Origin of the sequence: Bacteroides sp. MSK.20.82, from assembly GCF_019052485.1 — a bacterium.
GTDB lineage: Bacteria > Bacteroidota > Bacteroidia > Bacteroidales > Bacteroidaceae > Bacteroides > Bacteroides thetaiotaomicron.
On record NZ_JAHQUN010000010.1, the window covers coordinates 115,534 to 135,524 of the forward strand.

The window sequence follows — 19,991 nt, forward strand, 5'->3', positions numbered from 1 at the left end:
ATAATGAAAAGTAAAGGAATTAAAAACTTACTTATTGATTTAGGCGGTGTACTGATAAATCTCGACCGCGAACGTTGTATTGAGAACTTTAAAAAGATCGGGTTCCAGAACATAGAAGAAAAGTTCTGCACCCACCAGCTGGACGGAATATTTTTGCAGCAGGAGAAAGGACTGATCACTCCTGCCGAATTCCGTGACGGCATTCGGGAGATGATGGGAAAGATGGTAAGCGACAAGCAGATCGACGCAGCCTGGAACAGCTTTCTGGTAGACATCCCGACCTACAAGCTCGACTTGCTGCTCAAACTACGCGAGAAATACGTAGTCTATCTGCTCAGCAACACCAATGACATCCACTGGAAATGGGTATGCAAGAATGCCTTCCCCTACCGTACGTTCAAAGTAGAGGACTATTTTGAGAAGACGTATCTCTCTTATGAAATGAAAATGGCCAAGCCCGAACCGGAAATATTCAAGGCGGTGACCGAAGATGCGGGTATTGACCCGAAAGAGACTTTTTTTATTGACGATTCCGAAATTAACTGTAAAGTAGCTCAGGAACTGGGTATCTCGACCTACACACCGAAAGCCGGTGAAGACTGGAGCCATCTTTTCAGAAAAAAATGAGAGTGTAAGTATGCAGATTATAAATGACACATCGGCTATGATTCCCGAACCATGCGTAGCTACCATCGGTTTCTTCGACGGAGTACACATGGGACATCGCTATCTGATTCAACAGGTGAAGGAGATAGCGGCAGCCAAAGGTCTGCGTTCTGCATTAGTCACATTCCCCGTTCATCCGCGCAAAGTGATGAACGCCGCTTACCATCCGGAACTTTTAACTACTCCCGAAGAAAAAACAAACCTGCTCGCAGGCACGGGAGTAGATTATTGCCTGATGCTCGATTTTACACCCGACATCTCCCGTCTGACCGCCAAAGAATTCATGACTCAAATACTGAAAGAACGTTTTCAGGTAAAGTATCTGGTGATAGGATACGATCACCGTTTCGGTCACAACCGCAGCGAAGGGTTTGACGATTATGTACGCTACGGGCAGGCAATCGGCATTGAGGTCATCCGTGCACAGGCTTACACAGATGATATACAGATAGATACCATCCAAAGTGCTCCGGTCAGTTCTTCTTTAATCCGCAAGTTGCTGCATCAGGGAGATGTAGACGTAGCTGCCCGCTGTCTGGGCTATGAATACTTTCTGGACGGAACGGTAGTAGGCGGCTATCAGGTAGGCCGGAAGATCGGTTTTCCGACTGCCAATTTAAGCGTGGATGATCCCGACAAACTGATTCCTGCAGACGGAGTCTATGCCGTATGGGTCACATTCGACGGGAAGACCTATATGGGAATGCTGAATATAGGTATCCGCCCTACCATCGGCAATGGTCCCAACCGCACAATCGAAGTGAATATCCTTCACTTCCACTCCGACATTTACGACAAATTTATCCGGCTTACTTTCGTGAAGCGGACACGCCCCGAACTAAAATACGATAGTATCGACGAACTAATCGCACAGCTTCACAAGGATGCGGAAGAAACTGAAGCCATTCTCCTCGCCGCCAAACAGGAGAAATGATCCCCCTTTTTCTCTAAATTGACCACATTAATAAGCCTCTTTTCGGCTGAAACGAGTCCGATAATATCGAAAAACATATCTTTTTTATTGTTTTTCGATAAATAAAATCTCTTTTTCCTTTGCCAACTCAAAACTTACCTCTACATTTGCATATCGATAAACGATAAATAATCATCGATAAACAAACATTTCCTATTTAATCATCTATTAAAAAATAACACTTTATGAAAAAGTCATTAATGAGTATATCGATGCTGGTAGTATCCATCTCAATGATAGCCATGTTTCTGTGCAGCTTCATTGCCAGTAAATAACAAACGATTATCTTTGTATCCTATCCAAGAATACTAAGAATAAAACGAATATGAGAACTGCTATTAAACTGATATTACTGAATCTGCTCATCGCACAGATCATTGCTCCCATTTTAGTCATGATCCCCTGTGTGATTTATCTGGTAGCCACTACCGGAAACTTAGACAAAGACGCGCTTATCACCATGCTTATGATTCCGGCGCAACTGGCCGGTCAGCTGATGATGGGTATCTATTTATGGAAAGCCGGATACATCAGCACAAAAAAAATAACCTGGTCGCCCGTTTCGTCCTCGTATCTGTTCTTCAGTGCATTGGCTGTCCTCACCTGTGGCTTCGTTGTATCCGCATTGGCAGAACTGATGAAGTGGATTCCCAACATCATGGAACAATCCTTCGATATCCTCCAGTCCGGCTGGGGAGGCATTCTCGCCATAGCCGTCATAGGTCCCGTACTCGAAGAACTGCTATTTCGCGGAGCCATCACCAAAGCATTGCTACAGCAGTACAGCCCGACAAAGGCAATTCTGCTTTCAGCCCTTTTATTCGGTGTTTTCCATATCAATCCTGCCCAGATACTTCCGGCATTCCTGATCGGTATCCTGTTTGCATGGACGTATTACAAGACTGCCAGCCTCATCCCCTGCATACTGATGCATATACTGAATAATTCGTTATCCGTATTTCTCAGCACGAAATATCCGGAAGCTGAAAATATGAGCGATCTGATGGACACTACCTCCTATCTAATTGCTATTTTTGTAGCAGTTTTGATACTGGCAGGAGTTATCTGGGCGATGCGTCGTACGACCGTCCATTATCCCTGGAAAGAAGAAACAAATATCACGGACTAAAAAATAACAGCGATGAAAAGACGTTTGAATATTCTCAGCATATTGGTATTCATTGTTCTGGGACTTTCTCTGTATACCACAGGATACCAGTTCGGAACAGGAATGAAAGCCGGAATGAGTCTGGCCAAAGAACAGCACAAGGAATCGAAAGCATGTGACAGACCTATGCTTGCAGGCGATTTCCGTTTTGTGGATGTCGTACCTACGATCGCCATGATCAAACCGGATACGATCATCAATGCCCAAAACAATGAGAAAGTGCCCGTCATGTATACGCAAATGGCGGTACGCACCGGAAAAGAAGTGAATTACAGTTACCTGATTATCAGCAGTTCCTGTTCGCTGATGAATGCACTGCTCACCATCTCCGCACTTATTATCTTTGTCATGCTGATTCTGAGCATCAACAAATCGCAGATATTCGAATGGAAGAATGTCCGCCGCCTGCGCTGGCTGGGTAGTCTGCTGATTATGTCCTTCGTGTTTTACCTGATTCCGCAGGTCGTCAACTACTGGGGACTGAAAGAAGTATTCGCGCTTGAACATTATATCATCGCTCCCCTGGCGCTACAGACGACTGATTTATTATTGGGACTCGGCTGCCTGATTGTAGCCGAAACATTCGCTATCGGACTGAAAATGAAAGAAGAACAGGAACTGACCATTTAACCCAAACCGAGAAAATAAAATTATGGCAATTATAGTAAACCTTGACATCATGATGGCGCGCAGAAAAATATCTCTGGGCGAGCTGGCGGAGAAAATAGATATCACCCCCGCCAACCTTTCTATATTAAAAACCGGAAAAGCTAAGGCAATCCGTTTCTCTACGCTGGAGGCTATCTGCAAAGTACTGGACTGCCAGCCGGCAGATATACTGGAATATCAGGAGGAGGAAAAAGAAAATGAACGGTAGATACCTGGTCCGCAGGATATCCACCGTTCATTCTATATTACCTTTTTATCTTTATTTCCCTTCTTTTGCCTTAAATGCCAGCGCATACATACGTATCTGCTTTACCATCGACAGCAATCCATTGCTACGGGTAGGAGACAAATGATCTCTCAAACCTATCTTATCGATAAAATAAAGATCAGCATTCAGTATTTCATCGGGTGTATGCCCCGAAAGGACTTTGATCAATAAAGCAATGATTCCTTTCACAATCAAAGCGTCACTTTCCGCATTAAACACGATTTTTCCATCCACATCGTCCGCCTGAAGCCATACACGGCTCTGACAGCCTTCGATCAGATTCTGTTCGGTCTTATACTTTTCATCGAGCGGTTCCTGTTCATTACCTAAGTCAATGAGCAGCTGGTAGCGGTCCATCCAGTCATCGAAGTCGCTGAATTCAGCAATCACTTCGTCTTGTAATTCATTAATTGACATGAAGTTATTTACGGTTTACTAGTTAACTATTTACTTTTCATTATAAATCACTTCCAGCACTGTCTGTCCGACGGCTTTCAGCGTATTCTTGTCGATATGGTCCATATTATCATGAATGGTATGCCAAGTCGGAGGGAAGCCTGTTTCCGGATCATTGGGAATAATATCGATTGTCTTGATACGAGCCAGACGGTTAATAAACAGATGGTCGTCGGTGATGGTATCGCCTCTCTCATCGATGAAGGTTTTCCCATAACCTGCTTTTTTAGCCGCTTTCCATACTTTCTTGTTGATATCCGGAGCAAACTCTTCGGAATATCCTTCTTTCAGAAATACGCTGTTCTCACCACCCACCATATCGAGCAAGATACCAAAACGGGCATTATACCCTTGCACATGAGGATTGCGTGACCAATACTGCGAGCCGAGACACCAAGCCTCTTCCTTGTGCTTTCCCTCGTAGAATTGAGGAGTTCCGTAGTCTTCCGCATCCAGAAAGATGATATCAATGCCCAGTTCCGGCTGTTGCTGATTGACCAACCGGGCGATTTCCAGCAAAGCTCCCACTCCGCTTGCTCCGTCGTTGGCTCCCAGAATAGGGGTATGGTGATTCTTTTCGTCAGCATCATTATCCGCCCACGGACGGGTATCCCAATGTGCAAACAACGCTATTCTCTTCTTACTTTCCGGCTTGTAAGAGCCGATGATGTTCCGCGCCTTCAACAGTGTGCCGTCATAGGCAATCAGATCGGCATACTGATTCGTTACCTTCGCACCGAAAGCCTCCAGCTTTCCGACCAGATAATTGCCACAAGCTACGTGCTCCTTCGTATTGGGGACACGGGGACCAAAATCTACCTGATTCTTTACATACAAATAGGCACTGTCCGCATCAAACTGAGGTACATTTACCACCACTTTTTCACTTTGTTCATTCGTACCAGTTGCCTTGCTGCCTCCTCCACAAGAAAAAGCAGATAATAATACAAAGGCACTCGTCAATACTATCATAGATTTCTTTTTCATCGTCCTTTTATCTATATGAAGCCTCAAAATTAGTCATTTTCACCACAGTATCGTTCAGATAGAATGGATTATTAACAAATAAACTTTAACTCCACATTTTTCTTTCCAACAGTCAATTCCACTTTCGCGCCATTGATAAGCGGCAAATTATGCGTCACATGCCCTACCGGAAAATTAAAACAAACCGGATAGTCATATTCTTTCACCAAATCGGCCAGAGCGGGATATAGCTCCTTACCCAACGAACAGTCTTCTTCATACTCGGTAAATTGACCGATAATGAGTCCGGAGAGTTTTTCAAGCACACCGCCCAGTTTCAGATTGTACATCATGCGCTCAATCGCATGAGGACGTTCACTGACATCTTCGAGAAACAGGATAGTTCCTTCGGCAGGAATATCATAAGGAGTGCCGCGCAGCCCGTAAGCTACCGCCATATTTCCGCCACGCAGGATACCTTCGGCCATACCTTGCCTGTTCAGCTTATGCTTTTCGCAAGTATAAACGGGCAGATTGCCGAAGAGAATATCTTTCAGATAGGCCACGCAAGGGTCTTCCTCCGGTTCCACGGTCAGATGACGCGCCATCAGCGAATGCAGGGAGGCATATCCATTCTTCTGAAATAAATTATGCAAGGCAGTGATGTCGCTGAATCCCAGCAACCACTTCGGATGTTCACGAAAGGCGGTGAAGTCAATCTTGTCCACCAGATGCACGGCCCCGTATCCTCCTCTGCTACAAAGAATAGCTTTCACTTTCGGATCATCCATCGCACTCTGCAAGTCTTGCAGACGTTGCCGGATCGTTCCGGCATAACGTCCGGAAGAACCACCGGCATATTTCCCCACAGAGACTTTCAATCCCCATGATTCAAGCCGTTTCTTCGCACGTTTCAGAAACTCTTTGTCTATCTTGCTGGAAGGTGACACAATCACTACTTTGTCACCTTTCTGTAAAAAAGAAGGAAGTTGAATATTCATATTTAATGTTTTATTTGAGTGACTTTCGCTGATAAAAACGCACCCAGTCCACTTCCATTTCTACCGGAAGGTCTTTGGGATCGACTGCTCCGACCCACGAACCGCCCAACTGCATATCGATCAGCAGATAAAACGGCTGGTCGAACGGGAATTGTCCTTCCTTCTGCGTCTGTATGCGGGGATAAGTAAACGTATGTATGTCGTTGACATAGAACGATAGACTGTCCGGATACATTTCTACAGCGAAAACGTTATAGCGATCGGGGTGGATGACTCCTGTGGAGTGTGACTTGGGATGATCCTTGATGCCCAAAGTGTACGTATAATGAGAGTGAACTGTCTGATAAGCGATAGAGTCGTCATTCAGACGCTCCATCACATCTATTTCGCCTCCCGACGGCCATTTGGCATTTTCGGGCAGCAGCCAGATAGCCGGCCATGCTCCTTTTGCGGCATTCAGTTTGGCGCATATTTCGATACGTCCGTCAAGGAATGCCTTTTTACCTTTGGTATAAACGCCTCCTGTCAGATAAGGTGCCGTATCATTGGGCAGCGTCTGATTGGCAATGCCTCTTAACACCAGCTTGCCTTTGCGCATGGCAAAGCAGGAATCAAAGTCCGTCATATAATTATTCCAGTCGGACCTCCCTCGCGGAATCTTGCTCCAGACCTGCGGGTCAAAGCCTTTCTTCTGATTAAAATTCTCTTCCCATACCAGCGACCAGCCGGAGGAAGAAGCTCTTGTCGTTTTGCAGGAAACGAGTACCCAACAAAGGAGTAATGTGCTAATAAATAATAGATTTCTGAACTGCTTCATTTTGTTTTAAAGTTTAAGGGGGATTCATTTGCAAAAATACAGGAAAAAACGGTTCGGTGTATACCTACACATTAAAACAACTGAAATATAACAAAATGTTACATAACAGGCGCAAGTTTTCGGGTTTCAAGTATTATTTTCTCAATGATTTTTCTGATATTTGCTAAAAATCTAACGTTATGGAACCTATTCAGAACTTTGCCCAGCTAACAGCCCATCTTAAAGAACAGAATCGCAGGAAGCGAATTGCCGTAGTCTGCGCCAATGATCCCAATACAGAATACGCTATTACCCGTGCTTTGGAAGAAGGAATTGCCGAGTTTCTCATGATCGGGGATTCGGCTATTCTGGAAAAATATCCTGCCTTGAAGCAATATCCCGACTATGTGAAGACCATTCACATCGAAGATTCGGACGAAGCGGCACGCGAAGCTGTCCGCATCGTGCGTGAAGGGGAAGCGGATATTTTAATGAAAGGTATCATCAACACGGACAATCTGCTACGCGCCATCCTCGACAAAGAGAAAGGACTGCTCCCCAAAGGAAAAATCCTCACGCACTTGGCAGTGATGGAGATTCCGACTTACCATAAACTGCTGTTCTTCTCCGATGCCGCAGTGATTCCACGCCCCACGCTGCAACAACGCATTGAAATGATCTGGTATGCCATCTGCACTTGCCGCCATTTCGGTATCGAGCAGCCTCGCATCGCACTGATACACTGCACCGAGAAAGTAAGTGCCAAATTCCCGCATTCGCTGGATTATGTAAATATCGTAGAGCTTGCCGAAGCGGGAGAGTTCGGAAATGTAATCATCGACGGTCCGCTGGATGTACGCACTGCCTGTGAGCAGGCAAGCGGGGACATCAAAGGAATTGTTTCGCCTATCAACGGACAGGCGGATGTGCTGATTTTCCCCAATATAGAATCGGGAAATACGTTCTACAAGTCCGTCTCCCTGTTTGCCAACGCGGATATGGCGGGATTGTTGCAAGGACCTATCTGCCCGGTAGTGCTCCCTTCCCGCAGTGATTCCGGCTTATCGAAATATTACAGCATCGCAATGGCCTGCCTGCAAGTGGCCGGCTGCGAATGCAGAGAGAAGCTCAACCTGAACCGTTAATCATAATTCAAACCTTATAACTCCAAAGATATGAAGATTCTGGTCATCAACCCCGGCTCCACTTCTACGAAGATAGCAGTCTACGAGAACGAAACTCCGTTGCTCGTCCGTAACATCAAGCATACGGTCGAAGAATTATCCGTTTATCCGCAGGTGATAGACCAGTTTGAATTTCGTAAGAATCTGGTTCTTCAGGAATTAGAGGCAAATGGAATACCCTTTGCATTCGATGCTGTCATCGGACGCGGCGGCCTCGTCAAACCCATTCCGGGAGGAGTCTACGCAGTCAACGAAGCCATGAAGCAAGATACTTTGCACGCCATGCGTACCCATGCCTGCAACTTAGGTGGACTGATTGCAGCCGAACTGGCCGCTTCCCTTCCTGATTGCCCGGCTTTCATCGCAGACCCGGGAGTGGTGGATGAACTGGAAGATGTAGCGCGTATTTCGGGTTCTCCGCTGATGCCTAAGATCACCATCTGGCACGCCTTGAATCAGAAAGCAATCGCCCGCCGCTTCGCAAAAGAGCAGGGAACGAAATATGAAGAACTGGACTTGATAATCTGTCACTTAGGTGGCGGTATCTCTATAGCCGTTCATCAGCATGGCAAAGCCATTGACGCCAATAATGCTTTAGACGGCGAAGGGCCTTTCTCGCCGGAAAGGGCTGGCACCCTTCCTGCCGGTCAGTTGATCGATATTTGTTATAGCGGACAGTTCACGAAAGATGAATTAAAGAAGCGTATCTCCGGACGTGCCGGACTGACGGCCCATCTGGGCACTACCGATGTTCCCGCCATTATCAAAGCCATAGAAGAAGGTGACAAAAAAGCTGAACTGATACTGGATGCCATGATATATAATGTTGCGAAAGCCATTGGCGGAGCCGCCACCGTACTCTACGGGAAAGTAGATGCCATTCTGCTGACAGGAGGTATTGCTTACTCGGACTATATCATTTCAAGACTGAAGAAAAGAATCTCTTTCTTAGCCCCTATACATGTCTATCCCGGTGAAGGGGAAATGGAGTCATTAGCATTTAATGCTTTAGGGGCATTAAGAGGGGAACTTCCTGTACAAATCTATAAATAACTAACTTAGCCATTCCTATTTTTACCTGTAAGGCTCTTAGCTCCGCACGGCAATCACCTCAATTGTTACTGTTTCTTCGTGTACAGTATAAATGATTCGGGCAGATACATTATATAGCCTCCACAGTGATTTGATAGCAGTTTTGCTCTCATGCTCTAACAGTTTATCTATATCCCTTTATTCATGAGGGTTACAGCAATGGGAGCAACTGTGGTAGCAGAGTGAGAGCAAACGTTTGCTCTCACTGAAAGTTTCATTCGCTTGAAACTAATGCTGGAACTACTTGAAGGGGATAAAGGCAGTAGGAATCTAAAGTACTTCTTCCAGTAGCACAAGTTCCCAACTACACCACACTATCGTAATTAGTTTTAGTCCGCCTTTCGCTTTAGCCTCCGCTACCAATTCATCCTGACTGTAACGAAGTAACTGCTCCCGCGCCTCATCGGCAAGTGCCCTTATTTCTTTCTCCGAAGTGCCAGCCTTTGCATACTTCACTTCGAGCAGATAAGTTAATGGCGGCATTACAGGAACCGACGGACTAGGTTTGAAAAGGAAGTCGGCAAAACCTTTATTCAGTTCGTATTCCGGATACAGTTGATAATAACGGTACATACCTAAATAAGCCAACAAAAAGCCTTTAATATGTGCTTCGCCCTCTATATATTCGCGAATACGGCTTTGCTCACGGATAGCCTCTGCTATAAAATTAAACAACGGTTTCCAGTCTCCTCTGAAAGCCATGTTCTCAAATAACATCGTCATCCGGTTCATATCAATCTTGAAAATATCATGTTTGATATATCCTCGGATCAAAAAGCTAAAAAGCTGTTCTCTGACCACCAGATTCGGGACATGCAGAATGGGTCTTCCCACCATATCGACTCCTTTAATAGAAAGAAGTCCGAAATAGAATAACAAAGACTTGAAATTGCGTACATCCGTCATTTCCAATGCGGAAAAGTGTGTAGCAATGTCCGTAGTTATTTCTCCCTGCTCGGCTATTTCTTTAATAACAGAGAAGTTCTCCCCCAATCCGTGGTCAAGTCGAATCAAGTAAGCTAATTTATTAAAGTCAGTACGAATGTTGGGGTCAACTATTTCTTTAGGCTTTACATGATGAAGAACAAAAGATTTCATAAAATAAAGCGCCATATCCGAGTTGAACATACATTGGGCCAATTTTTCCTCACTAAAGCAGTAATTGTCATAGTTGGGTTTCATCATGACAATTGTCTCATCTACCGTTTGCATGAGCACTCCCTGTTCTTTATAATAAGTAAGCATTTCACGCAGTTCCGCTTCACTGAAACCTACTAAATCATTAAACCAAGGATCAGTCGTAATATTGGTTCCGATATTAAAACCACTGGTGACGTCATCCATCGTGACAGGACTCACTCCTGTGATAAACATACGCTGAAGAGCGGACCCCGTACCGGTGGTAGCAGCCTTTATCACATTAAAGAATCCACGAACAAAGCCTTCACCATGAGTCGCCTTTTGATAATACTCTGTACCATAGGTCGAAAGAATCGTATTCGTAAAATTATCATATTCATCAATAAGGAGATAAATAGGGAGATTTCCTTTACGGGAAGCATAAGAATTGATAGCTGATAAAAAAGCACCCGGATCTTGCTGTATCTCTTCATCGAGAACATCCCAAATTTCTTTTCCCAAAAGATCTTCATATTTGAACACAAAATCCCTAAGCTTACTACAGCAATGCAATTTAAATGATCGCTCTACTTCATTGACATTAGAACTTACTTCCGAAAAGTTGAACCGCATAATGAGATAACAATTATGCTTCGGGGTTGGATGTTGACCTATATAAAGATGCCCGAATAGCTCATCAAAGTCATTAGCATATACTACATCGTAATAAGCCTCCAACATAGCCAAAGTCAAGCTCTTTCCAAACCGACGAGGACGAATCAGAAAAAGATAAGCCGGTTGCATCTCGATTCTCTCGATGAACATGGTCTTATCTACATAGTAATAATTGTCCTTTTGAATTCGGGCAAAGTCCGTCAATCCATAGGGTATTTGTTTCATCATATCACGATTCCTTTCATTATATTTGTTCTTTATTTCTGCAAGCTCTGCTCTATATTTTGCAAACGACGTTCCAGTGCTGCGTACTTTTCATCCTTTTCTTTCAGCAGACGTTCGTAGAGTTCAGTGATTTTTTCGATAGGATTATAATTATTCACTCTATTATTTTCCTCCACATAGCCACCAATATTAGCAGAAGCCTGATCATTATTATTCACCGTATTATTTTCAAACACCACCGTCTGCGCATCCTCTTCCAAACTCTTCAGATACTCGAAAGGGACTCCCAATGCCCGTGAAAAGCGGTGTAACATTTCATCATCAATCACTCTCATCTGCTCATATTTAGATACTGCTGATTGTGACAAATGTACTAATTGGCTTAAAACCTCCTGATTCATATTCTTTTCTATACGAAAACGACGTATGTTATGTCCATGATGAACTCTCCCAACAGTTAATTCTTCTGCTTCCATGATTCTTTTTTCTTTTTAAAATCCAACAAATATACAAATGAAAAGTTTCGTTCGAAGCAAATATACGAAAAAAACGAATAGATGTGGTAATATGAATAAAAGGAATATTCCAACTTAGCAAATGGAATAAAAATCATATTACTTTCATTCTAAAGTTCAAAAAGAAATTAGAACTTTGCCAAGTATAAAATAAACACCAAACGAACAAATATGATAAAAGTATTGACCGAAACAGAATACAAGTTCTTAAAAGAATTCATTGCCCTGATAGAAAAATACAACTTACTTTTCACTACAGATGAAAAGGGAGAAATTGAAGTCACAGTTCATAGACAACAATTAGCAACAGAAACAAATCAGAATTCAGATTTACTACATACTCCCATACACTTAGGAGATTGTTTCGACGAAACAGAACTAAATTACATATTAGATCAAACTGATGAAAGAATAAAACAGATAGCAGAAGAATATCAGTCAGAAGAGATATTCACCCAACATCTAAGCAAAAACAATAAATCCTAATCTATATATAAATACCCCACCAGTCTTTTTTTATCCCCACGGCCTCTTTCTTTTTCATAAGGAAGGGGTCGTCCCTTTTAAAATAAAGACATCAACTCCAAACAGCGGAAAGCTTCATATTCGAATCAGTTATACGCTAAATTGTTAGTCCATATAATTCAAGTATCAGTATCATACGGGGCAAGCGTTGGTTTCCTCGGAGGAAACGCCAGTTCCCTTTAAAAGGAACGATCGTTTCCATTAAAAGGAACGCCCGTTCCCTCATTGGGAAACGACAGTTTCCATTACAAGAAATGACAGGAAACTATAAGTCATTGAGATCTAACCACATAGAGTTCTATCGGTAATGTTATAGAGTTTATGTTCATGTCCAAACTGTATAGCTCATTTCCGCACGGTTTTGAGCTAAATGATAGTCGGTTCTATCTTCAATTCTCCTCCTTCGGGAAGGAGGAGTACCCGTAGGGGGAGGTGGTAGGTGAATACATAATCCTGTCATTTACAAAGAAATAGGTATAAACATTATTTTTCCTACCACCTCGGTCTTCGACCACTCCTCCTTCCTGAAGGAGGAGAATGGAGTTACTATTGTGTATTACTGTTTAGTTCATTCCTTTGCAGTTTTCAAGAATCTGATGATGGGAGAAAATAATAAACTGAAGAATATAACCATGACTATAATGCTTTTTCTATAACTCCCATAAAAACTTATTAAAGAAAAGAGGAGCGAAGCCCCCCTTGACTTCACTCCCCCACAATCTTTCTCCTCTACTTTTTGCCTAATACACGGAGAAAACAAGTTTGAATTAAAAAAAGTTACACCTAATATTTATAAACCTCTAGAAATTTCTACCAGTATCCCACCAAAGGCGAGTTCCACCGTTATCTTCACCTCCCAAAGCTTTCTTCAAAGCAGAATATTGAGTAGGATTGTTTTTTTGAATGTCTGACGGATATGGCAAGCGACGAATACGTATGTTGGTATCGATAGCTCCACCACTATTGTTCACAAAGACTTTGAACAACTGCGGATAACCTGTACGGCGTTGTTCTGTCCAAGCTTCATAGCCTTCAGGATAACAAGCAATCCACTTCTGTGTAAGGATTCTTTCCAGTTGCTCTTCCGGAGAAGCACCTCCATCCCACTTCGGAGTCACTTTAATCAGCGCTTTCACATCATATTTTGCTTCGAAGGCATCGACATAATCGGAAGGAGTAGCATCACTTGTGAGATAATCGCCTACATTCACTCCCCATTGCTGACAGGAAACCGTAATACCTTTCTCGTAGCAGTCTTTCACATTTTCGGAAGTAAATCCACGCAAGGCAGCCTCAGCACGAAGGAACCATACTTCGGCAGCAGTCATCAAGATAGCATCGGTCTGTTTGGTAATCGTACTCTTGGAATGCAGACGGTAACGGTTCTCGTCTTTTACAGTAACTCCTGTTCCTTGGGGAACACCTTTATAAGTACCGGCAATCTTATTTCTTTCGGCAATAATCAAATTACCCTTTTCGTCTTTTATATCACCACCTTCCGCTTTCGAGTAATACTTAATCAGTCGCGGATCATTATATCCTACCAAAACAGACTCCATCGTAGCACCCATGAATACTTCTCCCCAGCCTTCATTGACTGTGCCCAGCGGATTCTTATAACCGCTTTCGGTAGAAACGGCAACTGTTTCATCCGCACTCTCCAACACGCCACCGGCAGTTGCATCCATCGCTTTGGCAACTTCTGCTCTCGCCAGATCAGGGGCACTCATCGATACACGGATTGCAAGCCGCAAGCGGAGAGAGTTTGCAAACTTCATCCACTGTGACAGTGTACGTTTGCCTGCGGGCATCAGAATATCGGCAGCAGCAAAAGGTTCGAGAGCGGCATTGGCTTTCTTATATTCGTTGATCAGTTTGACTCCTTCGTCCAAATCTTTGAAGAACTGACGGTAAGCGGCTTCCTGACTATCGACATTATCACCCTCTTCCTGTCCGAATTTAGTGTAGACAATAGGGCCATAAGTATCAGCTATACGGTGCATCAACTCGACTTTCAGGATTTTGGTCACTCCCAGCAAACCTTTCTGTTCCTGATTGATCTTCTCCGATTTCTGAGCGGCGGTCATTATATATCCATAAGTATATGTCCATGCCGAGCCTGTCCAGCCGTCATTCAAAGCATATACAGAGTTCTTGTCATTGAAACTGTTGTTCATATCGTGAAAATATCCGGCAAACATATCATGACCCAGATTCTGTATAGTCTGGAAAGTCCAGTCGGTACCTTTTCCCCAATCGTAGTTGAAGTAAATACCCTGTTGCATGACTCCGAGGTTCAGCACATATTTCTGAAGATCATATTCCTGAAGTTCAGGCGTATATCCGGCTTTATTGGCATTATCTGATTCAAAACCATCCGTACATCCGGTAAATGTCATCAGTCCGGCTACTAACAGATTCGCTATATATAGATTTTTTTTCATAATTCGCTTGCTTTAAAGTTAGAATGTAAATTTAACGTTGAAACCAATGTTACGGGTTGTCGGCATACCGAATACATCAACTCCCTGATTAGTGTTACCTACAGACAAGATAGCATCCGGATCGAAAGGAGCATCTTTGTAGAAGAAGAACAGGTTACGTCCCACCAATGATACATCGATACCGGTGAATACCTTAGTCTTGGCCAGCAAAGTAGACGGGAACGAATAGCTCAGAGATAATTCGCGTAAACGAATATTGGTCGCACTGTACATATAACGCTCGGAGATACCGTTACGGTCACCTACTACTGAATAGAAACCTTCTACATTCTCAAATCTTGTTCCGTCAACTTCCACATAACCTCTGTCACGTGCTTCAGCCGTAGCCTTCGTTACGCCTCTGCCGTCCAATGTAGCTTGTGTCAGAGACATGACATCACCGCCTTTGCGCATATCGATCAGGAAATACAGAGAGAAACCTTTATAAGTGAAGGTATTAGCCCAACTCAACAGGAAGTCCGGATTGCAATTTCCCAGATATGTTTTATTACCTGACTCTGAAATAGGTTTGCCTTCATCGGATACCTTAATCTTACCTTGTTCGTCACGTGCGAACGTATTTCCATAGATGTCTCCCAAAGAGCCGCCTTCTTTAATCTGCATCATATATGCCATAGAGAAACCCGGGTCACCATATACGAAGGAAGTATAATTCGGAGCCAGTTCGACTACCTTATTACGGTTTTGTGAATAATTGAAAGTCGTTTTCCAACGGAAATCTTCGGTCAGCACCGGAGTAGCTCCCAATGTGATTTCAAATCCTTTGTTGCGAATCTTACCTGCATTGATATAACGGTATGCATAATCTTCACCCGCACTGGTCGGAACTTTCAGCAACTGATTCTTAGTATCTGTCTTGTAGTAAGTAAAATCAAAATCAACACGGCTGTTGAACAGTCTCCATTCCAGACCAAATTCAATAGAGTTACTGATTTCCGGTTTCAGGTCACCTCTGTTATATACGTCTACTGCCTGCAACTTTCCTCCGGCCCCGATGATATCGGACAAATCGGTAATACCAATCGGTAAGTCGTTACCTACCTGCGCCCATGATCCGCGAATCTTTCCGAAAGAAATCCATTGCGGTAATTTAAAGCTTTCGTTGATCACCCAGGAGAGTCCTACAGAAGGATAGAAGAATCCTTTGTCCACACTATTGGTATGTGACAACGTGGACGACCAGTCATTACGTGCTGTCAAGTCGAGGAACAATGCGTCTTTCCATCCTACCTGTGCTGTTGCGAATACGGATTGAATCGTACGTCTGCGGTCAATCACCTGCTCGGCAGAAGCACTGGTGTTCATTACAATATTGGGAACAGTGAACAAGTTGGGTTTGTACAAAGAAGCTGTCTTGGAATCCAATGTCAATGAATTCTCGGTCTGCACATTAATACTACCACCCAAAGCGGCATTCACAGAGAAATCACCGAAATGCTTGTTGAACATAGCCATCACGTCACCATAAATCAGGAAGTTCTGTGTGTCGGCATACACATAGCGGCCGTTATTTCCTACAATGGCAGGAGAAGTGCTCGCATACATTTTCTGGTAAAACTTATCGCTGACGTAATCCACATTCCCACGAGCTTGCAGGTTGAGCCAGTCGGTTGCTTTCAGATTGGCAGTCAGGGAGGCCAATGCACGGTAGCGCTTATTGTTGTTCAAGATACGGTTCTTTACCCAATATGGGTTTTGTGTCCATTCGCTCGGAGTGGTAAACCAGCTCTGTACGGGCATATTACGATTCTCGTCGAACTTTTCGAAATTAGTGGCATATTCGCTCAGGTCCTGTCCGCGCGGGAAACCATAAACGTCCACCAACGGATTAAGGTAGATACCTCCGGAAGTAGGAGAGTTTTTAATAGTCTGCACCATCAGGTTAGCATTGGCGTCCAGTTTCAGACGGTCATTGAAAAGGGAAGCACTCTCACGCAAAGTCAGATTGTGCTTACGCAACTTGTTGGAGTCGACAATACCTTTGGCGGTCGTGTTGGCATAAGAGAAGTAAGTCTGCAATTTCTCATTACCGGTCATCACAGAAACCGAGTTGATAGCGGTCACTCCATTGCTGAACCAGTTTCCGGCATTATCATAGTCCTTCACATTTTCCTTTTCTCCCCAGCTTGAACCGGCTTTCGCTCCATAACTATTTTGAAATTCCGGCAAACTGATCGCATGATCAACCGTCAGACCGGATGAGTAAGTAATTCTCTGAACTCCCGCTTTACCTTTTTTAGTCGTAATAAGAATCACACCGTTGGCTGCCTGCGAACCGTACAATGCAGCAGCAGAGGCACCTTTCAGAATACTCATGCTTTCAATATCATCCGGATTCAGATTGGAGATACCGTCACCCGCGTCACGGTTGACACCGTCATTCTTACCACCCATAACAGTAGATACGGATTCTGTGGTGCTATTGAGCATAGGCACACCGTCAATCACATACAACGGCTGGTTATTTCCGTCTTCGTTGGCCGAACGGATACCACGGATAGATACTTTGGCCGAACCTCCCAGACCGGAAGCACTCTTGCTGATCTGCACACCTGCCGATTTTCCGGCAAGGGCGGCAATCATGTTGGGGTCTTTGGCACGGGTCAGTTCGTCACCTCCGAGCTGTTGGGTAGAATAAGTCAGCGAGGCGGCTTTTTTCTTGATACCCATAGCAGTTACCACTACCTGCTCCAGTGCCATCGACTCTTCTTCCATCTTGATCTTGAAAGTGGTTTGTCCGCTGACAGAGAGGCTCTGCGGTTGGTAACCTACATAGGTGATATTAATGATAGCGTCGCTTGGCACTTTCAAAGTAAAGTTACCGTCCAAATCGGTGATTGTACCATTCGTCGTACCTTTTTCCACGACACTGGCGCCAATGATAGGCTCGCCTCTCATGTCGGTCACGACACCTTTCACCGTAATTTGTTTCTGTTGCTGTGTGGATGCATGTTCCGTTATGTTCTTGGTCAGCACGATATTATTGCCTTCCACCACATAATGGATACCTGTTCCTTCAAAAGCCTTATCGAGTATTTCGGATACCGGCTGATTGGTAGCATCTACATTAACTACCCGCTTGGTATCGACACTTTTTTTATTGTAGACAAACAAATAGTCGGTCTGAGACTCAATCTGGGTAAGCAATTCGCTTACTTTCAGAGTCGAACGCGGAATGCTTATTTTAGCACTCTGAGAGTATCCATTCTCACAATAAGCCTGGAATGTTACGAACAGAAGAAGGAATAATGTGATCTTCATAGTCAGTATTATTTGCTTAGATTCTAAACTTTTTGGGCAAAAAAGCCCTTTCAAAGAAATTTTTCTCATATCTTTGCAACGTGTTAAGTTAATAAATTGATTAAGGTCGATTTTTGACTGTTTCGAATCGGGAAGTATGGGGGTACTTTCCGATTCTTTTTCGGTAAGGGGTATACTTATTGACTGTTATTCATAATCATTATGCTTTTAAAGGGTTAGTACTAATTTAAGGTGTATATCATTGAGCTCAGTTATTCATCTTAATTTTTATTCTGGCTTTATTCTATCCGGATGCTGTCTCCTTCTTCACTGATCGAATAAGTAAACGGGTGATCTTTCTGGATAACCTTGAGAATGTGTTCAACGCCGTCCTGTTCCTTGAACTTGCCCGTACAGCGATAATTCAGCACTTTCGGATTCTCTACGGTGATCTTCACATTATAATATTTCTCCAGCTTGGTGAGGATGCAACTGAAAGGAGAATCGTCGAAGCAATACAGACCTTCCCGCCAGCGCAGATAATCATAAGAAGGCAGAACGGCTTTTTTATATTTCCCCTGATAGGAACCGAAGAATTCATTCTTAGTCAGGCGGGTCAGCGGACGTTCATTGTCATAAGCGTAAATATCAACGATGCCCTCTACCAAGGTAGTCTCAAATTCATTGCTTCCTTTATAAGCGCAGACGTTGAAATGAGTGCCTACCACTCTGACCTGATTGGTCTCCGTATTTACGTAGAAAGGTATCTCCTTATTCTTCGCTACTTCGAAATAAGCCTCTCCGTCCAGTTCCACATCTCTGTCGCGGCGCCCGAAGTCAGATCTATAGCTCAGCGTCGATTCAGAATTCAGCCAGACTTTGGTTCCGTCCGCCAGCGTAATCTGTGCCCGTTGACCGGCAGGAACAGTGACCGTCTGCAACTGTGCCAATTTATCATACCGATATTCATTAATCAGAAATCCACAACTGACAGCTACAATTACAGCAGCAGCTATACGGGCACTCCACCTTAACATGGGAATGATGCGAGCGCCCGCGCCTGCTTTCTCTCTCATTTTTCTCTTAGAGTCAGTAAAAAGGGCGATGTCAAACAGCATACGTTCTTTCTGCAATGTCTTCCGGTTTTCTTCCGATTCGTCCACCCAGTTAAGAATGCGTTTTTCTTCGTCGACAGAAGTCTCGCCCTTAAAATAGTTATGTAGTAAATCCTGGTTCATAGATATTGTCTTTTCCTATTTATATTCATAGAAAGGCTTTTTCTCTCCCTTCTATATATAAAACAGGTCAGCCTTGAACAACCCTAACGAAAAATGCGATTATTTTTAAAAAAGAATAGAAACCAGGTAATCTTTCAGTTCGGTACGCAGAATTTTCAATGCTTTGGTGATGTGGAACTCCACACTTTTGACGGAAATGCCGAGTTGTTCCGCTATCTTTTTGTTCGGAGTATTTTGATAACGGCTCAATATAAAAATCTGCCGGCTTTGGTTCGGCATACGTTTCAATGCTTTCTGTACGATATGCTGTATTTCCGAATCAAAGATCGCATCCGGTTCGCAGGCTTCCAGTGTAGAGATTCTCAGGTCCAGTTCCCGCTGGCTATGGCTATTTATCTCTTCTTCGGCCCGAAGACGCACCTGCAGATGTGCCAGATAGTTGAGCGCTTTGTTTTTGATGATAGTCAGCAGCAGACCGTGCAGATTGGAATCTTCTTCCCACTTATCCCTGTTTTCCCACAGAGTAATCATTGACTCCATCAATATATCTTCCGCCTCCTGCCTGTCTCTTATATAAGAATAGGCAAACGACAAAAACTTCTCTTGATTCTCATGAAAGAATTCAGAAAAAAGTTGAATAGAAGATATGTTGTTCGTTTGGTGCATCACGCATAAGATTTACAGGCTATTTTCATTAGTTCGTACAAAAGA

Annotated in this window: 18 protein-coding genes; 8 read left to right on the forward strand and 10 right to left on the reverse strand. The window is 43.7% G+C overall.

The genetic code is table 11. The features are described 5' to 3' along the window. Positions 1-3 precede the first annotated feature (3 nt). From KTR07_RS11640 to KTR07_RS11660, 5 genes are all read left to right on the forward strand, one after another. Positions 4-627 carry an HAD family phosphatase gene (locus KTR07_RS11640; RefSeq protein WP_008763583.1) on the forward strand — a complete coding sequence of 208 codons (624 nt, stop codon included), beginning with the start codon at positions 4-6 and terminating at the stop codon, positions 625-627. 10 nt (positions 628-637) lie between these two features. Further along, positions 638-1,600, forward strand: a complete 963-nt coding sequence (locus KTR07_RS11645) for a bifunctional riboflavin kinase/FAD synthetase (RefSeq protein ID WP_117981410.1) — start codon at positions 638-640, stop codon at positions 1,598-1,600. 364 nt (positions 1,601-1,964) lie between these two features. Next, positions 1,965-2,768 carry a CPBP family intramembrane glutamic endopeptidase gene (locus tag KTR07_RS11650; RefSeq protein ID WP_113748120.1) on the forward strand — a complete coding sequence of 268 codons (804 nt, stop codon included), beginning with the start codon at positions 1,965-1,967 and terminating at the stop codon, positions 2,766-2,768. A 12-nt stretch (positions 2,769-2,780) separates the two neighbouring features. Beyond that, positions 2,781-3,437, forward strand: a complete 657-nt coding sequence (locus tag KTR07_RS11655) for a DUF2975 domain-containing protein (RefSeq protein ID WP_008763580.1) — start codon at positions 2,781-2,783, stop codon at positions 3,435-3,437. A gap of 22 nt (positions 3,438-3,459) precedes the next feature. Beyond that, positions 3,460-3,684, forward strand: coding sequence for a helix-turn-helix transcriptional regulator (locus KTR07_RS11660; protein ID WP_008763579.1), 225 nt, complete (start codon positions 3,460-3,462; stop codon positions 3,682-3,684). A 51-nt stretch (positions 3,685-3,735) separates the two neighbouring features. Here the strand turns inward: KTR07_RS11660 and KTR07_RS11665 are convergent, their stop codons facing one another. The 4 genes from KTR07_RS11665 to KTR07_RS11680 form a co-directional block, all read right to left on the reverse strand. Beyond that, on the reverse strand, positions 3,736-4,161 hold the full coding sequence (locus KTR07_RS11665; protein ID WP_008763578.1) for a SufE family protein: 426 nt from the start codon (positions 4,159-4,161) through the stop codon (positions 3,736-3,738). A gap of 30 nt (positions 4,162-4,191) precedes the next feature. Further along, positions 4,192-5,187, reverse strand: a complete 996-nt coding sequence (locus KTR07_RS11670) for a M28 family peptidase (protein ID WP_070750555.1) — start codon at positions 5,185-5,187, stop codon at positions 4,192-4,194. Positions 5,188-5,258: 71 nt separating this feature from the next. Further along, positions 5,259-6,167, reverse strand: a complete 909-nt coding sequence (locus KTR07_RS11675; protein WP_070750554.1) for an LD-carboxypeptidase — start codon at positions 6,165-6,167, stop codon at positions 5,259-5,261. 10 nt (positions 6,168-6,177) lie between these two features. Further along, entirely contained in the window at positions 6,178-6,984 is an 807-nt protein-coding gene (locus tag KTR07_RS11680; protein WP_070750553.1) for a glycoside hydrolase family 16 protein, read from the reverse strand. Positions 6,985-7,163: 179 nt separating this feature from the next. Here KTR07_RS11680 and KTR07_RS11685 point away from each other — a divergent pair, with 179 nt between their 5' ends. After that, complete coding sequence (locus tag KTR07_RS11685) at positions 7,164-8,108, forward strand: phosphate acyltransferase (RefSeq protein ID WP_070750552.1); 945 nt, start codon at positions 7,164-7,166, stop codon at positions 8,106-8,108. A 30-nt stretch (positions 8,109-8,138) separates the two neighbouring features. Then, entirely contained in the window at positions 8,139-9,200 is a 1,062-nt protein-coding gene (buk, locus tag KTR07_RS11690; RefSeq protein ID WP_008763573.1) for a butyrate kinase, read from the forward strand. A 309-nt stretch (positions 9,201-9,509) separates the two neighbouring features. Here the strand turns inward: buk and KTR07_RS11695 are convergent, their stop codons facing one another. Both KTR07_RS11695 and KTR07_RS11700 read right to left on the reverse strand, forming a co-directional pair. Beyond that, a complete protein-coding gene (locus tag KTR07_RS11695; RefSeq protein ID WP_070750551.1) occupies positions 9,510-11,261 on the reverse strand; it encodes an ATP-binding protein in 1,752 nt (583 codons plus the stop codon). A 29-nt stretch (positions 11,262-11,290) separates the two neighbouring features. Further along, positions 11,291-11,734, reverse strand: a complete 444-nt coding sequence (locus tag KTR07_RS11700; RefSeq protein ID WP_008765191.1) for a helix-turn-helix domain-containing protein — start codon at positions 11,732-11,734, stop codon at positions 11,291-11,293. A gap of 210 nt (positions 11,735-11,944) precedes the next feature. Here KTR07_RS11700 and KTR07_RS11705 point away from each other — a divergent pair, with 210 nt between their 5' ends. Beyond that, positions 11,945-12,259 carry a hypothetical protein gene (locus KTR07_RS11705; RefSeq protein ID WP_008763571.1) on the forward strand — a complete coding sequence of 105 codons (315 nt, stop codon included), beginning with the start codon at positions 11,945-11,947 and terminating at the stop codon, positions 12,257-12,259. Between the two features lie 839 nt (positions 12,260-13,098). On the opposite strand, the gene KTR07_RS11710 is transcribed toward KTR07_RS11705, so the two are convergent. From KTR07_RS11710 to KTR07_RS11725, 4 genes are all read right to left on the reverse strand, one after another. After that, positions 13,099-14,742: a SusD/RagB family nutrient-binding outer membrane lipoprotein gene (locus KTR07_RS11710; protein ID WP_070750549.1), complete on the reverse strand. Its 1,644-nt coding sequence runs from the start codon at positions 14,740-14,742 to the stop codon at positions 13,099-13,101. Between the two features lie 18 nt (positions 14,743-14,760). Continuing rightward, positions 14,761-18,132 (reverse strand): TonB-dependent receptor, encoded by a 3,372-nt coding sequence (locus KTR07_RS11715; protein ID WP_181981945.1) that lies wholly within the window; start codon positions 18,130-18,132, stop codon positions 14,761-14,763. A gap of 209 nt (positions 18,133-18,341) precedes the next feature. Then, entirely contained in the window at positions 18,342-19,280 is a 939-nt protein-coding gene (locus KTR07_RS11720) for a FecR family protein (protein WP_070750545.1), read from the reverse strand. A gap of 105 nt (positions 19,281-19,385) precedes the next feature. Beyond that, on the reverse strand, positions 19,386-19,946 hold the full coding sequence (locus KTR07_RS11725) for an RNA polymerase sigma-70 factor (RefSeq protein ID WP_016269926.1): 561 nt from the start codon (positions 19,944-19,946) through the stop codon (positions 19,386-19,388). Between the last annotated feature and the right edge of the window lie 45 nt (positions 19,947-19,991).